Consider the following 23,371-nt stretch of genomic DNA (forward strand, 5'->3'; position numbering starts at 1 on the left):
AAAGTGGCTATCTCAAAGACGCCACTTTTCAATAATAAAATAAAAATAGTTAATATTTCACACTAGATCGCTTGTGTTTTCGTGGTTTTGTCCTCACAGCACACCAAGTTATACAACTTTTTCAAAAGTCTTATACTTTCCGTTTTAAATGGTTAATCAATAACCATTAAAATTTTCCTATAAGCTTCAACAAAGGATTTACAGCCTTTCGACCGATTGAGTAATAGTGAATATTCGTGTTTTTAATTTTATCTAGTTCAAAGCAATTACGTCCATCAATTATTAGCGGTACTTTCATAAATTCCTCATATAGTTGGAGATCGAATTGTAAGATTTCTTCCCACTCCGTCAAAATTAATGCAGCATCTTTATCAAGAATGGCATGTTCAATATTTGTTGAATAGCTTATGGAGTTACCGAAAAGCTTTCTTAACTCTGGTAAAGCACATGGATCATATACTGTAATTTTAGTATTTTCTTTCAAGAACTGATTAATTAACGTAATCGATGGGGCATGTCGTATATCATTCGTATTTGGTTTAAAGCTAACTCCAAGCAATGAAATTTCTTTATTAGTCAAATCACCTAAAGTAGATTTTGCTACTTCAAATAATTTAAGCTTCTGTCGGTTATTTATGGTAATGACTGATTTTAACAACTTTAAGTCTACACCAACTAACTCAGCCTCTTTCACTAAGGCAGTCGTATCCTTTGGAAAGCAAGATCCGCCATACCCAATTCCCGCATTTAAAAACTTTGACCCAATCCTATGATCTAACCCAATCCCCTTTGCAACATGCTCAACATTAGCATCTAAATTCTCACAAACCATAGCAATCTCATTAATGAAACTGATTTTAGTAGCTAAAAAAGCATTCGAAGCATACTTAATCATTTCTGCACTTCTTACATCTGTTACATAAATAGGGAGGTTAAATGGTTTATATAATTCCTGAACCAATTCTGTGGCGGCTTGACTCTCTGAACCAATGATAATTCGATCTCCATTAAATAGATCGTATAAAGCAGACCCTTCCCTTAAAAACTCTGGATTTGAGATGACGTCAATGTTTAAATGCTGTAGTGCATTTTCGTTCATGATTTCCATAACAATCTCGTTCGTTCCAACAGGTACCGTGCTTTTAATGACAACTGTAAGATTTCTTTTAGCATTCATTGCAATATCCTTTGCAACCACTTTTAAATAACTCAAATTCGCTGTTCCATCTGGAAGCTCTGGCGTCCCTACTGCAATAAATATGATATCTGCCTGACTATATGCTAATTGATAATTTGTCGTAAATTTAATCCTCTTAAGAGATATATTTTCTACTAATGCTTCTTGCAAGCCTGGTTCAAAAATTGGACAAATTCCTTTTTGAAGCAAATTAATTTTTTCATAGTCAATATCAACACATGTTACATTGTAACCAATTGTAGCAAATGAAACTCCTGTAGAAAGGCCAACATATCCCGTACCAGCAACAACAATGCGCGCCATGTTTCATCTCCATCCTATAAAAGTTCTATAAAGATAAAAAACACTTCTTATGTAAAATCTATATGATTGTTAAATTTGCTTTTTAATTACGGCTTGTATTTCTATTGGTCTACTTTTGATCGAGATTTATTTTTCATAACTTTTATCTCTATAAACTAGAAGTTTGAGAGCTTTAAGTCCTTAAAACATATGCATAAAGTGCCTACCCAATTCTCGATTTACATTTTCTTTAATTTAATTTTATAAATGACTATTTAATCAATAACATGATACATTCCTTTTCTCTATTGCAAACATGACTACCTTCTAGTTCGTATTAATTTTACAAAACCTAAACATTTTTATAACAAAAACGAATCTTCACTTTAAATTTAGACATAAAAAAACCTCGCCGATTGGCGGGGTTTTAGGCGAAGTTCACATATACTTATAAAACTACATCAATTTTCCTTAACACATAAAAAGTGCACCCCAAATCTTAGACAATGTCTAACATTTGGGGTGCACTTCGGATAGTCCCTGAGATGTTTATTTTAAGTAACGGCTCGGAACCTTATCAATGTTTTCTAACATAATACCAGTACCAACTGCAACACATTGCATTGGATCTTCTGCAATGAAAACAGGAACTCTTAATTCTTCAGCAAGTAAAGTATCTATTCCATGAAGTAACGCTCCGCCTCCAGTTAGAATAACTCCACGATCAATAATATCAGCTGATAATTCAGGTGGTGTACGTTCTAGTACTGTTTTTGCAGCTTGTACAATTAAGTAAACTGGTTCACTTAATGCTCTTTGAACTTCATCAGATTGTACAGTAATTGTACGAGGTAAACCAGTTACCATATCACGACCACGGATATCGATTGATTCATTTCTAGCACCAGGGAAAACAGTACCTACTTCAATTTTAATTTGCTCTGCAGTACGTTCTCCAATAAGCAGTTTGTATTCACGCTTGATATAGTTTAAAATCTCCATATCAAACTTGTCCCCTGCCATTTTAATTGAAGAGGCGGTGACGATATCTCCCATCGATAAGACAGCGACATCGGTTGTCCCACCGCCAATATCAATTACCATGTTACCACTTGGTTGGAATATATCCATTCCAGCTCCGATTGCAGCAACCTTTGGCTCTTCTTCAAGATAAACTTGTTTACCGCCGCTCTTTTCAGCAGCTTCACGAATTGCTTTTTGTTCAACAGATGTGATGTTTGTTGGACAACAAATCAAAATACGCGGTTTTGACATAAAACCTTTTACATCTAATTTATTTATAAAATGACGTAGCATTGCTTCAGTAATATCAAAGTCAGCAATTACCCCATCTTTTAATGGGCGAATTGCAACGATATTACCAGGTGTACGACCTACCATACGGCTTGCTTCTTCACCTACTGCTAAAACTTTACCGCTACTACGCTCTATTGCAACTACAGAAGGCTCGTTTAAAACGATTCCTTTACCTTTTACATGTATTAAGACATTGGCTGTACCAAGATCTATTCCGATATCCTTAGAAAACATTCCTTTTGGCTCCTCCTTATTCACTATACTCATGAGCAGTTCCCCGAATACGTTCCATACCAAAATATAATTTTACCATAAACAACTGCTTTTAGTAATTAATTATTTGTGAATAGGAGGTTAAATATTTCTAATTTTGTTTTCAAGGCTCAGAAACATTATTTCGTTACTTTTTCAACGTCTTCTTTTTGATACTTTTGCTTTGTAGCCTCTCCACCGCGTAAGTGACGAATTGATTTGTGATAGTCCAATATTTCTTTAACTTCATTTGCCAAATCCGGATTTATTTCCGGAAGGCGTTCTGTTAAATCTTTGTGTACTGTACTTTTTGATACTCCAAACTCTTTAGCTATTACGCGTACTGTTTTCTTCGTCTCCACGATATATTTCCCAATCTTGATCGTTCTCTCTTTGATGTAATCGTGCACACTACTCTCCTCCTCTAAATGGATGTGAGAAGCGTGAAATGAGACTCGTTTTGACTGACTTAGCTGCTTTTTTTCCTGCTCTGACTGACCTGCTGAGTTACATTTATTTTGACTAGGTAGAAAATCCACGATCCCTCACCTCAAACACCTCTTTGATGGGTTTATAACATTGTATTAGGGAAAGTTTCTAACTATGCACAATTATCAGAAAAAAACAAGTGCCCAACACATATGGGGTCTGATTCCCATGTGTTAGGCACTTTGTGAAATGATTAATTATTATCGTGAATTATCAGTTGGGTCTGAATCTGTATTAGATGAATCGTCTTGAGTATCATCTGATACATTACCAGAAGTATTCATTGTACTAGAATCTTTAGCTTCACTTTTAGTCCCTTCAGAACTAATGATTGAAGATACTTCTTGTCCTTGGTATTTCTCTGGATTAATTGCTACACCATCTTTACGTAATTCATAATGAACATGAATGCCACTTTCTTTACCGATTATAGCAGTACCAGCAGTTCCAAGTACTTGACCTTGTGAAACTGTAGTTCCTGGTTCAACACTAACAGAATTTAAACTTTGGTAATATGAAACTAATCCATTACCACTTTCTACTACTACTACATAACCTAGCTGAGCATCTTTTTGAGCTTTTGTTACAGTTCCGCTAAGAGCTGCAGTTACATCAAATTCTTTTCCATCTTTTGCAACTAAATCCATACCAGTATTGATCGTAAATGTATTACTATCCATTTGAATTAAAGATGCTTGTTGCTCATCTTTTGACGCTGAGTCATCATAGTAGTGACTTTTAACTTGAACTTCTTTATCCTTCGCAACTGGGTAAGTTAATTTTTCCTCTGGCTGTGAAGTTGGAATTGCATCTGGCTCTCTTGTATCAACAGTAGTTCCAGTTTTTGTTGGAGTTGGAGCATTACTGTATTGGTACCATAACGCACCCGTTAAAATTACTGCTGCACTTACTAAATAAATTGCTGGTACTACCCAACGCTTTCTTAACATCTTAACAACCTTTTGAGAAGTTTTTTTGTTTTGTTCCTCTCTCATCCTTATCACCTCTGCAATCATTGTCAACAGATTTCAGAAATTATATACGCAATTTAGAAAATTTTAGTTCGACAAAATTCTTATTTTTCCACACAATTAGAAAACAATCCACAATTTATTATAAAAATATTAACAAATGAAAGCGATTTATCCACAATTCTACAACGGTTATACACAATAATTGTGGATAAGTTAATAAATTCAATTATGAATATGAAAAAATATTTTTCTTGCATTTTTCTTTTTTACAAAATATAATCACACTACAAGCTTGTACGATGTATTAAAAACTTAAACTTTAAAAATTAATTCAGTCATTATATATTTTTGCGTTGATGAAGAAGAGTAGATTATATGGATGTTTCAGAGAGCTGACGGTTGGTGCAAGTCAGTACGGACATATTTTTGAATGGGCTTCTGAGCACCCAAACCGAACCCTTAATTGTGCAGTAGGCTTTGGCGGACGTCTCACCGATAAAAGGGACGGGTATTCAAACACATGTTTCGATACTGCTTTTTGTCACAAGGTAGTTCATTGCATATGTTTTGATACTGCAAAGTGAGTCTAAAAACGGTTTTAGACTAATTAAGGTGGCACCACGGGAGTCCTCGTCCTTTTTATAAGGCGGGGACTCTTTTTTTGTACCCAAAAACTAAGGAGAGAAGATAAAATGAAATTTACTAAGAAAAGCTTCGCATCAATTACTTTATTACTGACATTGGCACTTGCAGGCTGTGGACAACAGTCTAATCAGACAGCCAGCAAATCTGATGATCATACACTACACTTAATGGATACTTCAGATATCGTTAGCCTTGATAGTTCATTAGCCTTAGACGGTCCATCGTTAAATGCACTTAATAGTGTTATGGAAGGCCTTTACATGCCAAATGAAAAAGGAGAATATGTTCCAGCAGCAGCTTCGTCTTATAAGGTTAGTGCGGATGGAAAAGTTTATACTTTCACTTTAAGAGATGCTAAATATTCGAATGGTGATCCTGTAACTGCACAAGATTTTGTTTTTGCAATGAAGCGTGCAGTTGACCCAAATACAAAAGCTCAATTTGCATACGATTTATATGATATTGAAAATGCAAAAGAAATTAACCAAGGAAAACTGCCTGTGGATAAACTTGGGGTAACTGCAATAAATAAAAAAACATTACAAATTAAACTAGATCGCCCTATTCCTTATTTCATTCAATTAACTAGTTTACCAATGTACTTCCCACTTAATGAAAAATTCGTTAAAGAACAAGGTAGTAAATATGGTCTAGAAGCAAATACTACTTTATATAATGGCCCTTACGTTGTAAGTAAATGGAATCATGAAGTTGGATTTACAATGACTAAAAACCCACAATACTATGATAAAAAGAACGTACAAGTGGATAAAATTGATGTTAAGATTATGAAAGAAACTTCGACAGCTGTTAATCTATATGAAACTGGCGAACTCGATCAAGCAATTATTGATTCTAGCGTAATCGATCGTTATAAAGGTAATAAAGAGTTAAATAAACTAGCAATGCCAATCGTGTCTTATATTAGCTTTAATCAGAAGAATCCATTACTAGCAAATCAAAAAATGCGTAAAGCTATTGCTAACGGCTTTAATAAAGAGGATATTAGTACAACACTATTAAATGATGGTTCAATCCCTACAGACCGAATCATCCCTAAAGGTTTAGTAAAAAGCTCAAAAGGTGTAGATTTCGTTAGCACAACATCTCACCCATCTACAGTTAATTCAGAAAAAGCAAAGTCACTTTTTAAAGAGGCATTAAAAGAGAGTGGTAAATCAAAAGCTAGTATTTCATTACTAGTTAGCGATAGTAATACTTCACGCAAAATCGGTGAATACCTTAAAGCACAATTAGAAACAAACTTAAAAGGTTTAACAGTTAATATTACAGTTTTACCTGCACAACAAAAATTTGAATTACGCCAACAAGGAAACTATGATCTATCATTAGATACATGGGGTGCTGACTATCCTGATCCTACAACTTATTTAGAGTTATTCACATCTAAATCAGCTTTAAATGTATTAAACTATAAAAATAAACAATATGATGAATTCTTACAGAAAGCTAACACAGTAAGTCTACAAAACGAAACTGAAAGAACCCAGCTTCTTCATAAAGCAGAAGACACTTTACTAAATGACGCTGCTATTGCTCCTGTCTATCAAGCAGGATATGTATACTTGCAAAAGCCTAACGTAACAAATATAAAAGTTCGTCCATTTGTAGGCTATTTTTATTATAAGTATGCAAACAAGCAAGGTTAAAAATTACGAGGACTGCTACAGTTAGACATGAATAACTGCAATTCCATTCGTAGACTTCATTAAATTTAATGACTCTGCAAGAACGATCTTATACCATATCCCCCTTTAATTAATCTTAGATTAATTAGAGGGGTTTTTAATTAAATGCAAAAAAACGGACCCAAAGAGTCCGATTTTAATACTGCCTATTAATCTATCCGTCAAAGCTTCCCTAATGCTTCGTATTCGTTCTTACTCAGCTTCTGAATAGCTATTCCCTTGTAATAGTACTTAACAATCTCATCATATGTTTTACCTTGTTTTGCGAGTTCATTTGCTCCGTATTGACTCATGCCAACTCCGTGTCCAAAGCCTTTTGTTGTGATGATGATTTCGTCGCCCTTACGCTCCCATGTAAAGTCTGTTGAACGTAGGTTCAGCTTTTCTCGGATTTCTTTACCAGTTAGCGTTTTATTTCCAAACATTACTTTTGCCACACGTTTACTTTGTGTTCGTGATGTTACTTTCCCTATGTCAGACTTATTAATTTTAACATTAAGTTTATTTTCGAAGTCGCTTATGGAGAATGCTACTGTAGAAATATAGTCAGGTGCAATAGAATCCCATGGACTTGGTACGCTTTTTAAGTATGGTACACTACTGCTCCAATATTCTTCTGAGTTTTCTGTGTAGCCATTACTTGAAGAGAAGAATGATGCTGTAATAGGTTGTCCATCGTATGTTAATATTTGTCCTTCGGTGGCTTTTACGGCTTTTTCTATTTTTGCTATGTTTACTTCGTAATTAGATCCAAATCTTTTCTTTAAATCATCACGGTCCTGAAAGACTTGGAATTGAACAGTATCATCTACTATTCCACCTTCTTCAAGTGGCTTACCTTCTTTTAATCTCTTGATAATAAATGTTCTTGCACTTAAACTTTGTGCTTTTAATGCTTCTGGTTCAAATTTTGCAGGCATTTCTGAAGCCACAACACCTAAAACATATTCCTCGATTGGTAATTTTTCAATTTTTTGTGTTTTCGTTCTAAAAACAGAGATACTTAAATTATCATCTTTGTTCGCTGCTGCAACTTGATTTGCTTTTTTCTGTAGCTGATCAACCAACCTACCGTCTGTATGGCTATGAAATGGTAGAACAAGTAATGTTGGGATAATAATAACGACTGAGCAAGTAGTTAATCCTGCAGTGACCAATGTTTTAAATGACTTCATATTTTCCTCCTATCCATTCCTAAACAACTTTATATGACAATTTTCAACTAATTGCCCTTTCTAAAGATAATTTATGTAGATGGACAAGCATTTAGAACAATATCGATCTGTTTTCAAATTAAATTATTCTAATTAAATATATTATTTTTTTCTTGTTTTTAGAATATTTTATACGGTTTCCGTCTATAACTTATAGTAGAAAGTTGCATGAGAATGCAAAAATGCCCGACTCTATGTGGGGTAACACAAAGTGCCAGGCATTTGAATTGTTTTTTAGTTTACGCTTGTAAGTCTTTAAGTGTTTCTTCCTCTACCGCTGTGCTTGGTTCGTTTACACGTTCAATGTCCGCTCCAAGTGCAGCAAGCTTTTCATGGAAATTAACATATCCACGATCTAAATGTTTTAATTCAGTAACGCGAGTATATCCATCTACAACAAGACCAGCAAGGATTAGAGATGCAGCAGCACGTAAATCGGTAGCAGCTACTTCTGCGCCTTGTAGATCATTTGGTCCATGAATAATCGTTGAGCGACCTTCAATTTTAATATTTGCATTCATGCGACGGAATTCTTCAACGTGCATGAAACGATTTTCGAATACTGTTTCAGTAATCATGCCTGTTCCAGTAGCTTTTAATAGAAGTGCCATCATTTGTGATTGCATATCTGTTGGAAAGCCTGGATGAGGCATCGTTTTGATGTCTACAGGTTTTAAATTGTCAGTACCAATTACACGAAGACCTTCTTCTTCTTCGATAATCGTTACACCCATCTCACGCATTTTAGCTACAACTGAGCTTAAATGTTCAGGAACAGCATTTTCAATTAATACATTTCCATTCGTAATCGCCGCAGCTACCATAAAAGTTCCTGCTTCGATTCGGTCTGGAATAATGTGATGAGTTGTACCAAATAGTGTTGGCACACCTTCAATTCGAATAGTGCCTGTTCCAGCACCACGAACTTTACCACCCATTGAATTAATGAAGTTTGCTAAGTCAACAATTTCAGGTTCCTTTGCAGCATTTTCAAGAATTGTCGTTCCATCAGCAAGCGCTGCTGCAGACATGATGTTTTCTGTTGCACCCACACTTGGGAAATCTAAATAGATTTTTGCCCCTTTTAAACGACCGTTTGATTTTGCCTCTACAAAACCATTACCAACCGTAATTTGAGCTCCCATTGCTTCAAAGCCCTTTAAGTGTTGTTCAATTGGTCTAGATCCAATTGCACATCCACCTGGTAAAGCAACACGCGCATGACCATTTCTAGCTAAAAGTGGTCCCATTACAAGAATTGATGCTCGCATTTTGCGAACATATTCAAATGGTGCTTCAACAAATAAATCTTTTGAAGCGTCAACTGTTACTGTATTATTTTCGAACTCAACCTCGGTATTTAAATTACGAAGAACTTCGTTAATCGTATAAACGTCAGATAGAGTTGGTACGTCATGAATTATATTTTTTCCTTCACTAGCTAGTAGCGCTGCAGCAAGAACTGGTAAGACAGCATTTTTTGCACCTTCTACACGAACTGTGCCTTGAAGCTGTTTCCCGCCACGGACAATGATTTTATCCAAACTTTTCCCCTCCGTGTCCTAAAATAGATCTATCAATATTCTACTGTTATAATCGGTGTTCCAAGAATAATTGTCGTTGATTTATCAACATTGTTTTCACGAATTGCAATTTGTAAATTTATTTTTTTGCCATTTGCAACCAAAGCGTCATTCCACTGTTCAGTATATGCTGAAACAGAGACGAATGCCCCTTCTTTTATTTCTTCAATTTTTGTTGCTTTGAAAGTCCCCAAAAAATCATTTTTTATACCCTGCAAAACACCTTCAAGTTTACCACCCATTGTCCCCTTTATACAAGTAAAAATAGTAGGTTCCTTACTAAAAATATTTTCCATTGAATTCTTTATAAGACTTTTTGTTTCTTTTTCAGCGTGTTGGTCCCATTTAGTCCCACTCAGTTCATAAATTACATAGCTGCTATTACTGCTAGTAGATGTTATCACAATTCTTTCTGTGATTGACTTATGGTTAAATGTACCAATTATTTTATTACCATTATCTGTATAAGTCCATTTAAAATTTTTAAATTTTTCTTTATAATCACCGATTATTTTAGTCACTGAAGTATTCATTTTAGCTTCTCGTGCATACAAATTCCAACTTGTAATCGAAATGTCTTTTTTATTTAATACATCTGCAAAACGGTCCAATTGGCCTACTCCCGTGTCAGCCATACCGATTTTACCCCAATTAAAAAATAATACCGTAGCAAAAGTAATCATCATTATTAATAAAAATATCGTTTTTTTCATAAAAAATCCCCTCTCTCTTACCTCCATTTTTCACAGGTAAAGAGGGGTTTATACGGTGTTTTATAACATACTTTTTGACAAATTATTTCAATAAATATGAAATGTTTTTTGCATATTGAAGGTAGTCTAAGAAGAAACTACTTACAGCAGAAGAAATTGTAATTGTTAATAACACCATAAAAAGTCGAATTTGGGCGACATGACCTTTTTTCATAATACTTTCCCATTTAATTGCTGTTATTGCCCACCAAGTTAAAATAATGAAAAGTAAATGGACAATAATTGCTAATGCCGCTTCTGTCCCAACTAAAGCTTCCATTTTTATGCCCTCTTTTCGTTCGTCTTTTAAATAATTTTGTTCTTAATTGCAAATTAAAAAGTGTAGGAATAATCCTACACTTTTTAATCTAAGTTCATTTTACGCCATAAAGAAATCTTTCACAATGTCTAGCTTATGAAATACATCTAAAGCTAAAGATGGTTTTATACCTAATACAATCGTTAAGACTGCACAAACTATAACAACGAAAAGATGTGTCTTTGGCAATACTATTTTACGCTCTTCACCACTTCTAAAGAAAATATTTTGAAGGATGCCAAAATAGTAAAAGTAAGAGACAACTGTAGTTAAAAGTAAAATTCCACCTAATACGAAATATCCTTTTTCTAGGACAAAAGCCCCCATGAAAATATTTAACTTTCCAATAAATCCTGCAGTTAATGGAATTCCTGCTAACGATAAAACGAATATTGACATGATGACCGCTAAAAACGGATTTGTTTTACCTAGACCAGCAAATGAAGAAAGTGAATCTGATCCTCTTTGTTGTTGTACATTATAAACAATTGTTAAAATTCCGATTGTCATAAATGTATATGCCAATAAGTAGAACCAAATACTCTCAAACATGAATAGGGAAATACTTACAAACGCAACTAGAACGTAGCCTCCATGTGCAATACCTGAGTATGCAAGTATTCGTTTTAGGCTGCTTTGTTTTAAAGCAATTGTATTACCTATTATCATTGATAGCGCGGCTAACGTAGCAATAACCGGCTGCATTACTTCAAATATTGATTTATGTTCCTTCGTCAATAACGCACCTGTAAAGATCACTAAGAAAATGCGTAGTACGATGATAAACCCACCTGTTTTTGAAACGGTAGCTAAAAATGCTGTTACTGGAGTTGGAGCACCCTCATAAACATCTGGAGCCCACATATGGAATGGTACAGATGCAAGTTTAAATGATAATCCAACAAATACTAGAACGAATGCTAGAATTAATAAAAACTCATTACTACTCGGTACTCCTTGAGAAAGCAACGTATGCATTTCTGAAATGTTAGTCGTACCTGTTAAGCCGTAAGTATAGCTTAAACCGAATAATGTGATTGCCGTCGAAATACCACCGTTAATTACATACTTGAGTGCAGCCTCTGAAGAACCTTCTCTTCTCTTTTGAATCCCAACTAAAATGTAAGATGAGATTGAAAGTAGCTCTAGTCCAACAAATAATGTAATTAAATCACTACTTGAAGCCATATACATCGCGCCAATTAAGGCAGTGATAAATAACGTATAGTATTCTGATCGCTCTGCAATTGTTTTATCTCCTAAAGCAAGTAATAAGACTAAGATTGCTCCAATTAATAAAACAGATTTAAATAGTAGCCCAAACGAGTCTAGTTTGAAAGATCCGGCTAATAGACTTGTATGTTTATGCGAATATAGTGTGATTAACCATACAAATGAGCCAACAACGCTAAGTAAGCCAATCCAACCGACTATTTTACGATTTACATTTTTAGGTAGTAAAAGCTCAAGGATTAATAGAAGAAGCGCAGCAGCTACTAGAATAATCTCAGGACCCATAGTTCCCCATTGAAAATCAGATAATGCTTTCCATGTCATCTTCTATACACCTCTAATCCCTTGAATGATAAAATTCACTGATGACACGATCATATTATTTACGAATGCTGGGTATACACCAAGCAGGACAATCGCAAGGACCAAAATAACTGATGCGATTGCTTCGCGTTTTGATAGATCAGTGAATGATGAAATAAAGTCACTATTTTTACCGAAACATAATTGTAAAATTGCTCTTAAAATATATGCTGCAGTTAAAATGATACCTAATGTACCAACTGTTGCAATTGCTTTATGACTTTGGAATAGACCAACAAATGACAACCATTCCCCTACAAAACCTGATAGACCAGGTAAACCTAGAGATGCCATACCACCAAAAAGTAATAATCCAGCTAATCTAGGAGTTAATTTAGATAACCCAGAAATACGATCAAAGCTAGTAGAATCACCTCGGTTTTCTAGCATACCAACTATTAAGAATAGTAATGCTGCAATTAAACCGTGAGATACTGATTGCAAAATAGCTCCTTGAATTCCGGCACTATTCATCGCCGCTAATCCAATCATAACAATCCCCATATGCGAGAAACTTGAGTAAGCCAATACAGAACGTAATTCCTTTTGAATTAAAGCAATATAAGCTCCATAAAGTAAATTAATTACACCAATAATCGCAAGGGCAGTCGACATTTTGTCAAATTGCTCTGGAAAAATACCTAATGCAAAACGAATTAAACCGTAAGTTCCAATTTTTAAAAGGATCCCAGCGTGAATGATTACAACAGCAGGATTTGCCTGAGTATGTACATTCACCATCCATCGATGGAACGGGAATAACGGTAGTTTAATTGCGAATGCGATTAATAAACAAACTAATAAAACCATTTTTAAATGATCTGAAATTGGGCTAATTGTCTGTTGGCCCGACGGAATGATATTTGCTAACACTGCATAATTAGTTGTACCAGTGCGAGCAAACAGGACAGCTATAACAAATAATAAGAACGCAGAACCTAATCCGTTGTAAATTAGGAATTGGTAACCTGCACGCTCACTATCATATCGGCCCCATTTTCCAATTAAGAAGAACATCGGAACTAGCGTTAATTCAAAGAATAAGAAGAATAACACTAAGTTCTGAGCCGTAAATACCCCAAACATCCCTACTTGTAGGATGAATAATAATTGGTAAAAGCCTTTTGAGCCTTTATTAATTGAATAACCAGCTATCACAGCGATTAATGAGATTATACCAGTTAGTAAAATCATCACTAATGATAAACCATCTACGCCAAGTTCAAATTTCACTTGAAACAATCTAGTCGAACCCGCAAAGATTTTTCCAAACGAGAACCAATCGTATGAAATATTCCAGTCTTTTAAACTAGAATGATTATGACCTGCCGTATAGGCAAGTATTGTAATAGCGAATGATAATACTGAAGTCGCTAATGCCCAAAGCTTATAAGAATTTTTTGGAGCGAATGAAACTAGTAATAATCCTAATAAAGGTGAGAAAACAACCCATAATAAGAAACTCGACATCATAAGTTGTACCCCCCTGTCACAACAATTGCTAGTAAAATTAGTGCTAGACCAAGTAGTGTAATAAATCCATAAGTTTGAACTTGACCACTTTGAAGTCTTGAACCAATTCCACCGATACTACTTACAATTCCTTTTACTAAAACTGCAAGCCCTTCAATTACAAAACGCTCAATTACAAACATTACATGACCGATTGCAAACATACCCTTTACGATCGTTACGCTATATAATTCGTCTACATAATATTTATTAAGAAGAATTTCATGGAATAATCCGTTTTCTTCTTGATTAGTTTGCTGAGCATTTCTTCCATACATATTGTAAGCAAGTGTAATACCCGCTAAAGAAACAAGTGTTGCTACGATCATAATCCAAACCGGTTCATGACTATGTTCAGTGATTTTAAATGGAACACCATTTAATAAAAAGTCATTTAAGTGGCGTCCAAAGAATGGCGTATTAATATAACCCGCAAAAATTGCAAGGATACCCAATAGTGACATTGGAATAACCATGGATTTTGGTGATTCGTGTGCACCTTTTGTTTTTTCTTCACCAGTGAAAACTAAGAAGAATAAGCGGAACATATAGAAAGAAGTAAAGAATGCTGCAACTAAAGCGACAACAAATAAAACGTAATTTCCATTTTCCCAAGTTGCTGCTATAATCTCATCCTTACTAAAGAATCCAGATAGTAACGGTACACCTGTAATCGCTAAAGTACCGATTAGGAATAGTGCAGATGTCCACTTCATTTTGTGGCGTAATCCGCCCATTTTAAAGATGTCTTGAGTGTGTACTGCGTGAATTACACTTCCAGCAGCTAAGAATAATAAAGCTTTAAAGAATGCATGCGTAGTTAAGTGGAAAATACTTGCTGTATATCCCCCAACACCTAATGCAAGCATCATATAACCTAGTTGGCTGACTGTAGAATAGGCAAGTACACGCTTAATATCTCTTTGTACTAGACCAATACTTGCTGCAAAAATAGCAGTAAATCCTCCAACAATCGCAACAACAGTTAAAGCAGTTCCACTAGCGATAAAAATTGGATAAGTCGTAGCTACTAAGTAAACACCGGCTGCTACCATCGTTGCTGCGTGGATTAATGCAGAAACTGGTGTCGGACCTTCCATCGCGTCAGGAAGCCATGTGTGAAGTGGGAACTGACCTGATTTCCCCATTGCCCCAACGAATATTAAAATGGCAATAAGTGTTAACATACCAGTACTCACTTGTCCTCCTTGGATTACATGGAAGATTTGATCGAAGTCAAAGCTCTTTGTTTTCCAAAATAATAGGACCATCCCAATAAATAAACCAACGTCCCCTATTCTAGTCATAATGAACGCTTTTTTAGCTGCTGCTTTTGCTTCTTCTTTGTAGAAGTAGAAACCAACAAGTAAAAATGATCCTAGACCTACTAACTCCCAGAATACATAAAGTTGTAGAATACTAGGTGAAATGACAAGTGCTAGCATCGCAAATGTGAATAAACCTAAATATGCAAAGAATACCGTAATACGGTCGTCGTCTTCCATATAAGCAGTAGAATAAATATGTACTAATGTACTAACAAACGTAACAATTACTAACATTAACGAATTTAGTGCATTTACTACATATCCAACGTGAATATCGACATTACCAATTGTTAACCAAGTATATAATTTCTGCACTGTATCCCCTTGTAGACGGTCAAATAAGACGAACAAGGAGATGATGAATGAGATTCCTGTTAAAGTTGCCCCTAAAATCCCACTACCTTTCTTTCCTTTTGTACCAGCTAATATTAGGATTAGAAACGAAATTAGCGGAAGTACCGGAACAAGCCAAGCATACTGCATCATCAAATTCCACCTCCTAATTATCTTTTCAATGAATCAGCTTCATCGATATTGACTGTCTGACGATGACGATACCATGCAATTAAAATTGCAACGCCCACTGCAGCTTCAGCAGCCGCAACTGAAATCGTAAATAATGAGAAAATTTGTCCTGTTAAAGACGGTGCCACACCAAGTTTACTGAATGCCACTAAATTAATATTTGCAGCATTTAACATTAACTCGATACAAATTAACACGATTACTGTGTTTCGCTTTGTTAGTGCACCATATAATCCGATACAAAATAAGATAAGCGCTAAAAGAAGATAAGCATTAATTGGAACTGAATTCATTCCTTCGTACCCTCCTCTTTTGAATCATCTGATTTTGCTAAAATAATCGCACCTACTAAAGCAATTAGTAATAATACAGACATTACTTCAAATGGCACGATGTGATTTGAAAACAATTGTAATCCAATATTTTTCGTATTGTTTGTTGCTAAATCAACATCTGAAGCGTCGATTGAAAGACCGTTTACACCTAAAAACATAACAGCTCCAAATGCAACAATACCAACAAATGCAGCAATATTTCTCCAGTTTCTTTTTGGCTTTTCACTTTCAATATCATGCTTTGTTAACATGATTCCAAAAATCATTAAGATCGTTACTGCACCTGAATAAATAAGAATTTGAACAACCGCCACAAATTCCGCTGATAAAAGAACATAAACCCCTGCAATACTAATGAATGTTAATACAAGTGAAAGCATCATGTGCATTACTTTCGTAGAGTTTAACATCATTACTCCGCCTAATATGGCAGCTAAAGAAAGAAGAAAGAAAGCAACTACAAAACCACTCATGCTTTATTCTCCTTTCGAATGTTTTGATCATTTTCATCAAGCCATTGAAGGTCTTTAAATAGCTCATCACGTGAATACTCTGCAAGCTCAAAGTTATTCGTCATAATAATCGCTTCTGTAGGACAAACCTCTGTACATAAATCACATAAAATACAAATTTCGAAATTGATATCATATGTGTCGATAATTTTTCCTTTTTTCGCAGGATCAGGATGCTTTTTCCCAGTTAATGTAATACAGTCTGTTGGACAGATTGCCGAACATTGGTTACAAACAATACATTTTTCTGGATAAAACTTTTGAATACCACGAAAGCGATCTGGTAACGGAATCGGCTGATTTGGATAATCATATGTTACTTTCTCGCGCGTTAAATTTTGAAGAGTATACTTTAATCCTTTTACTAACCCAATCATGACTCACACCCCTTTAGATTGGTCGATTTGTTTAGAAGAATAAGCTTTTTACTAAAGCAGTTATTAAAATATTTGCTAATGAAACTGGTAACAGTACTTTCCAACCGAACTCCATTAATTGGTCAGCTCGTAAACGTGGGAACGTTACACGGAACCAAATTAATAAGTATAAAATCACACTAAATTTTAAAGAGAACCAAACAGCTCCAGGAATAAAGTCTAGACCTGCAATCGGCTTCCATCCACCTAAGAATAGAATTGTAATTAATGAGCACATTGCAAAGAAATATACATATTCCGAAAGCATAAAGAACGCCCAACGGAAACCTGAAAACTCCGTATGATAACCTGCAACTAACTCTGATTCTGCTTCAGGTAAGTCAAAAGGTGTACGATTTAATTCAGCAACTGCTGCAATTAAGAAAACGATAAAAGCAATCGGCTGAGTTACAATGAACCATACATTATCTTGAGCATTAACAATATCATTTAAATTTAAGCTTCCTGTTAATAGGATTACACCTAATACACTCATTACTAACGGAATTTCGTATGAAATCATTTGTGCCGCTGCACGCATACCACCGATTAGTGAGTATTTGTTATTCGATGCCCAACCTGCTGTAACAACACCAACAGTTGTTAACCCTGAAACGGCGATATAATAAAGTAACCCGACACCAATATCAGCAAACTGCAAATTTTCTGTAAAAGGTAATGTTGCTAATACCATAAACGCTGGTGCAAATGCGATGATTGGAGCTAAAATAAATAACGGTTTATCTGCTGCCTTTGGAATCGTATCTTCTTTTAAAAGAAGTTTTAATACGTCAGCAACAGTTTGTAGTAAACCAAATCGTCCACCAACTTGGTTCGGACCAATACGCCCTTGCATGAATCCCATTACTTTACGTTCTGACAGAATACCAAACGTAACGAACCCTAAAACTACAAATAGAAAAATAACGCCTAAACCTAAATAGATGAGAAAATTAATCCAAGACGGTGTACTTTGTAGAAGATTTTCTATCATTATCCGTCTACCTCCCCAAGTACAATATCAATGCCACCTAAAATAGTAATTAAGTTTGCGATGTTTTCACCTTTTAATAACTTTGGAAGAATTTGCAGGTTATAAAATGATGGTCGTCTAAACTTCAAACGATAAGGCTCTTTTTTTCCATCACTCGCAATATAGCAACCAATTTCTCCACGTGGTGACTCGATTCTTACGTATCCTTCACCTTTAGGAGCTTTAATGATTTTAGGAACTTTTGCTAAAATATCACCTTCAGCAGGGAATTGTTCAACAGCTTGTTCTAAAATCTTTAATGACTCTTCAATCTCTAGCATTCTGCACATATAACGATCCCATGCATCTCCAACCGTTCCTACTGGTACATCGAAATCAAAACGGTCGTAAATAGAATATGGAGCATCTTTTCGTAGGTCGTATTTAACGCCCGTACAACGTAGATTAGCACCACTTAGTGAGAAGTTAATCGCATCTTCTTGTGAATATGCACCGATGCCTTTTACGCGATTGATAAAAATTTCATTACCTGAAACTAAATCATGATAACCCTTTAACTGCTCTCTCATATAAGGAATGAATTCTCTTACTTTTTCAATCCATCCATCTGGAGCATCCCACTTAACTCCACCAACACGCATATAGTTAAAAGTAAGTCTCGCCCCACATAATTCATTTAATAGATTGATAATCATTTCACGCTCTCGGAAAGCATAAAGGAATGGACTAACTGCCCCAATATCTAGAAGATTTGTACCCCACCAAACTAAGTGACTAGCAACTCGACCTAGCTCCATTGAGATTACACGTAAATATTCCGCGCGGTCTGGAACCTTAATATCCATCATTGTTTCAACAGCATGGCAGAGAACATAGTTATTTGTCATTGCCGATAGATAGTCCATACGGTCTGTATAAGGGATAATCTGTGTATATTGAAGATTTTCAGCGATTTTTTCTGTACCTCGGTGTAGATAACCGATGACTGGCGTCGCCTCTTTAATGATCTCTCCATCAATCTTTAACACAAGACGAAATACACCGTGTGTACTAGGATGCTGAGGACCGACATTTAATAGCATTTCTTCAGTACGAATCATGGCTTATCCTACACCCCCTCGTCAAATTGAACATAATCTTTTCTAAGTGGGTAGCCAACCCAAGTTTCCGGCAGTAAAATACGTTCCAATTTTGGATGTCCTTCAAACTGAATGCCTAGTAGATCATATGTCTCACGCTCCGGCCAGTTTGCCCCTTCCCAAATTGGAGTTATACTATCGACAATCGGCTGATTGCGATCTGCTCTAACTTTTAAAGCGATTCCATGTTTACGTTTATATGAATAGATGTAAGAGTAAACCTCCATGTACTCAACAAAATCAGTTCCATGTAGCCCAGATAAATAAGTAAATTGAAGCTCGTCATTATTTTTTAAGTATTCTGCCACTTTATAATAAGCATCGTTTTTGATTGTAAAAGATGGATCATGTTTAGAAAGTGTATTGATTGTTGCTTCCTCAATCACTTCTGCGCCGAACTCTTTTTCAATTAATGCCTTTACTTCATCCAATAATGGTTGATTATGAGAAGCTTTTGCTTCTTCAGCTGGAGCCTCAGTAGCACCGCCTGTTTTTGCTTTCGCTTTTAATGCTGCCGCTGCTTTCGCCTTTGCAACTGCAATTGCCTTTGCTTTCGCTTTTGCCGCGTCATCGTCAGAGCCAGCACTTGCTGTGTCTTCTCCACCTGATGCTTTTTGTTTTGCCAATGCTGCTGCCTTCGCTTTTGCTGCCGCTACTGCTTTTGCCTTTGCTGCTGCAATTGCTTTCGCTTTTTCATCATCTGCACCGTCTGATGGAGCTTCTCCACCTTCAGCTGCTTTTTGTTTAGCTAATGCCGCTGCCTTCGCCTTTGCCGCCGCTACTGCTTTTGCTTTTGCCAATGCTAAAGCTTTTGCCTTTTCATCTTCTGAAGCTGGTTCTTCTGCTTGCTCCCCTGCTTCTGCTGCTTTTTGTTTCGCGATTGCTGCTGCCTTTGCCTTTGCTGCAGCTACTGCTTTTGCTTTCGCTAGTGCAAGTGCTTTTGCCTTTTCATCTTCTGAAGCTGGTTCTATTTCTTGTTCCCCTGCTGCAACTGCTTTTGCTTTCGCTAGTGCAAGTGCTTTCGCTTTTTCATCTTCAGTTGTTGTTTCTTCTTGTTTTATTTGATTTTCATCGGCTGGCTTTTCAACTAGAGAAGCTTCTTCTTTTTGGACACCACTGTTATCCGCGCCTTCTTTTTCCGCCTTTAACTGTTCCATTTTTCGTCTAGCTGCTTCTTTCGCCCGCTCAGCCGCTTCTTTCTTTAGTTGTTCTTTAGACTTATCTTCACTCATTTATTCGTCACCTGCTTTCCAGTTTTAGCCTCGTAACGAATCTTCTCTTTTAATTTGTTAATACCGTAAATTAACGCAGCTGGATTCGGAGGACATCCAGGAATATATACGTCTACAGGAATGATTTGGTCAACTCCTTTAACGACTGCATACGAGTTAACGTATGGTCCACCAGCAGTTGCACATGAACCCATTGCAATTACCCATTTAGGCTCAGGCATTTGGTCATATAAGCGTTTCACAATTGGAGCCATCTTTTTCGTAACAGTTCCAGAAACAATCATACAGTCAGATTGACGAGGAGAAGTACGGAAAAACGATCCAAAACGGTCTAAATCATAATGTGATGAACCTACACCCATCATTTCAATTGCACAACAAGCTAACCCGAATGTTAATGGCCATAACGAGTTACTCCTTGCCCATGCCTTCACTTCTTCCAAAGTAGTGAAGAAAATATTTTTTTGGAGTTCCTCCATCTCAGCAACAGAAATTCCATCTAGCTTCATAACCATTTCAACACCTTCTTCTTCCAAGCGTAAATAAGTCCCAACAGTAACATAAGGATAAAGATAATCATCTCCACAAATGCAAAAAGTCCTAATTGATCATATGCTACAGCCCACGGATATAAGAAAACAGTTTCAACATCAAAAATAACGAATAATAGTGCAAATATGTAATACCCAGCGTGGAAACGAACCTTCGCATCATGGAATGGTTCAATACCACTTTCATACGTCGTTGCCTTCGCTTCAGTTGGTACGTTTGGTCTTAAAATTTTCCCTATCACTGAAAGTGCAACAACTGGAAGCGCTATCCCAATAACTAGAAACACGACTACGATCACGTAATTATTTAAATAAGCATTCACGAAACTTGTCCCTCCCCTAACTACAGAGCTCTACATTATATACTTATTATAAATATAATGTATTTTTCATTAATTTTTACTATTCAGTTTTGTAATCGTATCCATTATAACAAATGTGACAAAAACGTGTCGATATTTATTGCCATTAATCCTAAAATTGATAATATAGTTGGAAAATAAATTCCATTATTCTCTAATTATCATTAAAGTACGTCGTTCTAATAAATTTCTAATGTTTTCGCCACTGATTCTACTATCGAAAATTTTATATCAGTATAGGAGTTATCCACAAATCCACAGAAAGTTATTCACAATTTCCACAAATTAAAAAATAGTGATAATTGTCGAAGAAAAAAAATAAACCAACTCAAAAAATTGAGCTGGCTTATATTTAAGATGCAATCGTTTCTGAAGATTGCTTATTTTGATTTTTAGATTTAGGTTGTGCAAACTTTCTACTTTTTGTACTTCCCATAAAAAATGAAAGAACTAAAGCAATACCAGATAATGCAGTTGCGAAAATAAATGCATCATTAATACCGCTAATTGATGCTAATTTAGATGCCTGGCTATATAGCGTCGTAACTGCTAATGCTCCACCCTGTGCAGAACTTAATCCAGCCGCACCCGCTAACTGCGCGCCTGTGTGATGAACCCAATCCATAATGAAGGAATTCGTTGAAGTCACTTCATTTGAAAAGTCCGCCAAATGGTTTGTCGTTTGAGTCGTCATAATTGTAACAAGGATTGCCGTACCTACCGAACCAGCCACTTGTCGCAATGTATTTTGAGTTGCAGTACCATGAGTAATCATCTTAACTGGCAACTTATTTAAACCAGCAGTCATGATTGGCATCATAATAAATGACATACCAAATGAACGTAAAGTATAGAAGAACATAATTTTTAAATATGGTGTATCAATAGACAATTTTGTGAACTCATAAGTTGTAAAAGTCATAATAAGCAGTCCAAAAATCGCTAAAGGACGGATTCCATATTTATCGAATAATTTACCAGTAAGCGGTCCAAGTGCACCCATAATTAATGAACCAGGTAGCAATAATAAACCTGCTTTTATTGGCGTAAAACCACGGATGTTTTGTAAATATAGAGGTAATAAAATCATCCCTCCATATAAAGCTGTTGTAACGATTAAATTAATTAATAATGTGTAAGAAAAAGAAAAGGATTTAAATACTTTTAAGTTAATTAATGGTTGTTTTGCCGTTAATTCTCTCCACACAAATAATCCTAAGCTTATAAACGCAATCACTAATGATAGGACTACCTCTGTGCTACCCCAGCCTTCATTACCAGCTTCACTGAAACCATATAATAAACTACCAAATCCAAGTGACGAACTTAGCACTCCCAAAATATCTAAAGTTGGGAATGAACGTTTACGTGAAATACGGAACCAAGCATTAGCTAGAATGATTGCAATGACACCAAACACAGCCATTCCATAGAATAAGAAATGCCAAGAATAATCTTGAACTACATAACCAGTTATTGTTGGACCAATAGCTGGTGCCAGGATCATTGCGATCCCCATTAATCCCATTGCAGCTCCACGCTTTTCAGGTGGGAAAATCGTCATAAAGATATTCATACCAAGAGGCATTAATATACCTGCTCCGACCGCTTGTACTACGCGCCCAACCATCATAATTGGGAAATTACCTGAAAGAGCACAAATAATTGAACCAACCGTAAAGGCAATCATTGAAAAGATAAATAACTTTCGATAAGTAAATGTTTCAACTAGATAAGCACTAACTGGAATTAAGATACCGTTTACCAACATAAATCCAGTAGATAGCCATTGCGCAGTCGAAGTTGTAACATTAAAATCAGCCATCAACTTCGGTAAAGCAACATTTATTAATGTTTGATTTAAAATAGACACGAACATCCCAAGTAATAGCACCGTCAAAACTTTACCCATACTAAAGCTTTGCTTTTCATTCGATTCAGTTGTAACTGGTTTCTTCTTAACTTCTTCAGTTTTTTCTATTTTAGTAAATTCTTCTTTTTGAACTGTTTCTTTTCTTTGATCTATTTTTGAATTATTATCTTTATTTCTTAAAGCAATTCGATTAATAATAAAGAAAACAATTAAGCAAAACCCTCCATATGCTATGATCATTCCAGTAGACATCGAAATTCCT

At 35.7% G+C, this 23,371-nt stretch carries 21 protein-coding genes and 1 other annotated feature; of the genes, 1 reads left to right on the forward strand and 20 read right to left on the reverse strand.

The window, feature by feature from the left end:
- Nucleotides 1-166: 166 nt before the first annotated feature.
- The 4 genes from ACFCYN_RS01130 to spoIIQ all read right to left on the reverse strand — a co-directional run bounded on the left by ACFCYN_RS01130 (nt 167) and on the right by spoIIQ (nt 4,533).
- Entirely contained in the window at nt 167-1,501 is a 1,335-nt protein-coding gene (locus tag ACFCYN_RS01130) for a UDP-glucose dehydrogenase family protein (RefSeq protein WP_375947016.1), read from the reverse strand.
- A gap of 528 nt (nt 1,502-2,029) precedes the next feature.
- The gene (mreB, locus tag ACFCYN_RS01135) at nt 2,030-3,031 is read right to left on the reverse strand and encodes a rod shape-determining protein (RefSeq protein WP_172447736.1); all 1,002 of its coding nucleotides are present in this window, start codon (nt 3,029-3,031) and stop codon (nt 2,030-2,032) included.
- A gap of 158 nt (nt 3,032-3,189) precedes the next feature.
- Nucleotides 3,190-3,459 carry a sporulation transcriptional regulator SpoIIID gene (gene spoIIID, locus ACFCYN_RS01140; protein WP_025569002.1) on the reverse strand — a complete coding sequence of 90 codons (270 nt, stop codon included), beginning with the start codon at nt 3,457-3,459 and terminating at the stop codon, nt 3,190-3,192.
- A gap of 279 nt (nt 3,460-3,738) precedes the next feature.
- A complete protein-coding gene (spoIIQ, locus tag ACFCYN_RS01145; RefSeq protein WP_172446419.1) occupies nt 3,739-4,533 on the reverse strand; it encodes a stage II sporulation protein SpoIIQ in 795 nt (264 codons plus the stop codon).
- Nucleotides 4,534-4,856: 323 nt separating this feature from the next.
- Nucleotides 4,857-5,153: a binding site (T-box leader), on the forward strand.
- Nucleotides 5,154-5,204: 51 nt separating this feature from the next.
- Between spoIIQ and ACFCYN_RS01150 the strand changes: the two genes are divergently transcribed.
- Entirely contained in the window at nt 5,205-6,827 is a 1,623-nt protein-coding gene (locus tag ACFCYN_RS01150; RefSeq protein ID WP_375947019.1) for a peptide ABC transporter substrate-binding protein, read from the forward strand.
- A gap of 200 nt (nt 6,828-7,027) precedes the next feature.
- Here the strand turns inward: ACFCYN_RS01150 and spoIID are convergent, their stop codons facing one another.
- From spoIID to ACFCYN_RS01230, 16 genes are all read right to left on the reverse strand, one after another.
- Nucleotides 7,028-8,041, reverse strand: coding sequence for a stage II sporulation protein D (spoIID, locus tag ACFCYN_RS01155; protein ID WP_375947021.1), 1,014 nt, complete (start codon nt 8,039-8,041; stop codon nt 7,028-7,030).
- Between the two features lie 278 nt (nt 8,042-8,319).
- Nucleotides 8,320-9,624 carry a UDP-N-acetylglucosamine 1-carboxyvinyltransferase gene (gene murA, locus ACFCYN_RS01160; protein WP_098118910.1) on the reverse strand — a complete coding sequence of 435 codons (1,305 nt, stop codon included), beginning with the start codon at nt 9,622-9,624 and terminating at the stop codon, nt 8,320-8,322.
- Nucleotides 9,625-9,656: 32 nt separating this feature from the next.
- A complete protein-coding gene (locus tag ACFCYN_RS01165; protein WP_375947023.1) occupies nt 9,657-10,376 on the reverse strand; it encodes a YwmB family TATA-box binding protein in 720 nt (239 codons plus the stop codon).
- 82 nt (nt 10,377-10,458) lie between these two features.
- Nucleotides 10,459-10,695 (reverse strand): DUF1146 family protein, encoded by a 237-nt coding sequence (locus ACFCYN_RS01170; RefSeq protein ID WP_098118912.1) that lies wholly within the window; start codon nt 10,693-10,695, stop codon nt 10,459-10,461.
- Nucleotides 10,696-10,794: 99 nt separating this feature from the next.
- A complete protein-coding gene (nuoN, locus tag ACFCYN_RS01175; protein WP_375947026.1) occupies nt 10,795-12,291 on the reverse strand; it encodes an NADH-quinone oxidoreductase subunit NuoN in 1,497 nt (498 codons plus the stop codon).
- A 3-nt stretch (nt 12,292-12,294) separates the two neighbouring features.
- A complete protein-coding gene (locus ACFCYN_RS01180; protein WP_172446424.1) occupies nt 12,295-13,803 on the reverse strand; it encodes a complex I subunit 4 family protein in 1,509 nt (502 codons plus the stop codon).
- The gene (gene nuoL / locus ACFCYN_RS01185; RefSeq protein ID WP_375947028.1) at nt 13,800-15,656 is read right to left on the reverse strand and encodes an NADH-quinone oxidoreductase subunit L; all 1,857 of its coding nucleotides are present in this window, start codon (nt 15,654-15,656) and stop codon (nt 13,800-13,802) included. The genes ACFCYN_RS01180 and nuoL overlap by 4 nt, the downstream gene beginning before the upstream one ends.
- 17 nt (nt 15,657-15,673) lie before the next feature.
- Complete coding sequence (gene nuoK, locus ACFCYN_RS01190) at nt 15,674-15,988, reverse strand: NADH-quinone oxidoreductase subunit NuoK (RefSeq protein WP_172446426.1); 315 nt, start codon at nt 15,986-15,988, stop codon at nt 15,674-15,676.
- Entirely contained in the window at nt 15,985-16,503 is a 519-nt protein-coding gene (locus tag ACFCYN_RS01195; protein WP_375947030.1) for an NADH-quinone oxidoreductase subunit J, read from the reverse strand. The genes nuoK and ACFCYN_RS01195 overlap by 4 nt, the downstream gene beginning before the upstream one ends.
- Nucleotides 16,500-16,919, reverse strand: a complete 420-nt coding sequence (gene nuoI / locus ACFCYN_RS01200; protein ID WP_098118918.1) for an NADH-quinone oxidoreductase subunit NuoI — start codon at nt 16,917-16,919, stop codon at nt 16,500-16,502. Before nuoI ends, ACFCYN_RS01195 begins: the two co-directional genes overlap by 4 nt.
- A 31-nt stretch (nt 16,920-16,950) precedes the next feature.
- Nucleotides 16,951-17,952 (reverse strand): NADH-quinone oxidoreductase subunit NuoH, encoded by a 1,002-nt coding sequence (gene nuoH, locus ACFCYN_RS01205; protein ID WP_172446428.1) that lies wholly within the window; start codon nt 17,950-17,952, stop codon nt 16,951-16,953.
- Nucleotides 17,952-19,052: an NADH-quinone oxidoreductase subunit D gene (locus ACFCYN_RS01210; RefSeq protein WP_172446429.1), complete on the reverse strand. Its 1,101-nt coding sequence runs from the start codon at nt 19,050-19,052 to the stop codon at nt 17,952-17,954. Before ACFCYN_RS01210 ends, nuoH begins: the two co-directional genes overlap by 1 nt.
- A gap of 8 nt (nt 19,053-19,060) precedes the next feature.
- On the reverse strand, nt 19,061-20,323 hold the full coding sequence (locus ACFCYN_RS01215) for an NADH-quinone oxidoreductase subunit C (protein ID WP_375947033.1): 1,263 nt from the start codon (nt 20,321-20,323) through the stop codon (nt 19,061-19,063).
- Entirely contained in the window at nt 20,320-20,838 is a 519-nt protein-coding gene (locus ACFCYN_RS01220; protein ID WP_088041662.1) for a NuoB/complex I 20 kDa subunit family protein, read from the reverse strand. The genes ACFCYN_RS01215 and ACFCYN_RS01220 overlap by 4 nt, the downstream gene beginning before the upstream one ends.
- Entirely contained in the window at nt 20,829-21,197 is a 369-nt protein-coding gene (locus ACFCYN_RS01225) for an NADH-quinone oxidoreductase subunit A (RefSeq protein ID WP_056469320.1), read from the reverse strand. Before ACFCYN_RS01225 ends, ACFCYN_RS01220 begins: the two co-directional genes overlap by 10 nt.
- A 391-nt stretch (nt 21,198-21,588) precedes the next feature.
- Complete coding sequence (locus ACFCYN_RS01230; protein ID WP_172446431.1) at nt 21,589-23,361, reverse strand: DHA2 family efflux MFS transporter permease subunit; 1,773 nt, start codon at nt 23,359-23,361, stop codon at nt 21,589-21,591.
- Between the last annotated feature and the right edge of the window lie 10 nt (nt 23,362-23,371).

The organism is Gottfriedia sp. NPDC056225 (genome assembly GCF_042267765.1).
Lineage (GTDB): Bacteria > Bacillota > Bacilli > Bacillales > Bacillaceae_G > Gottfriedia.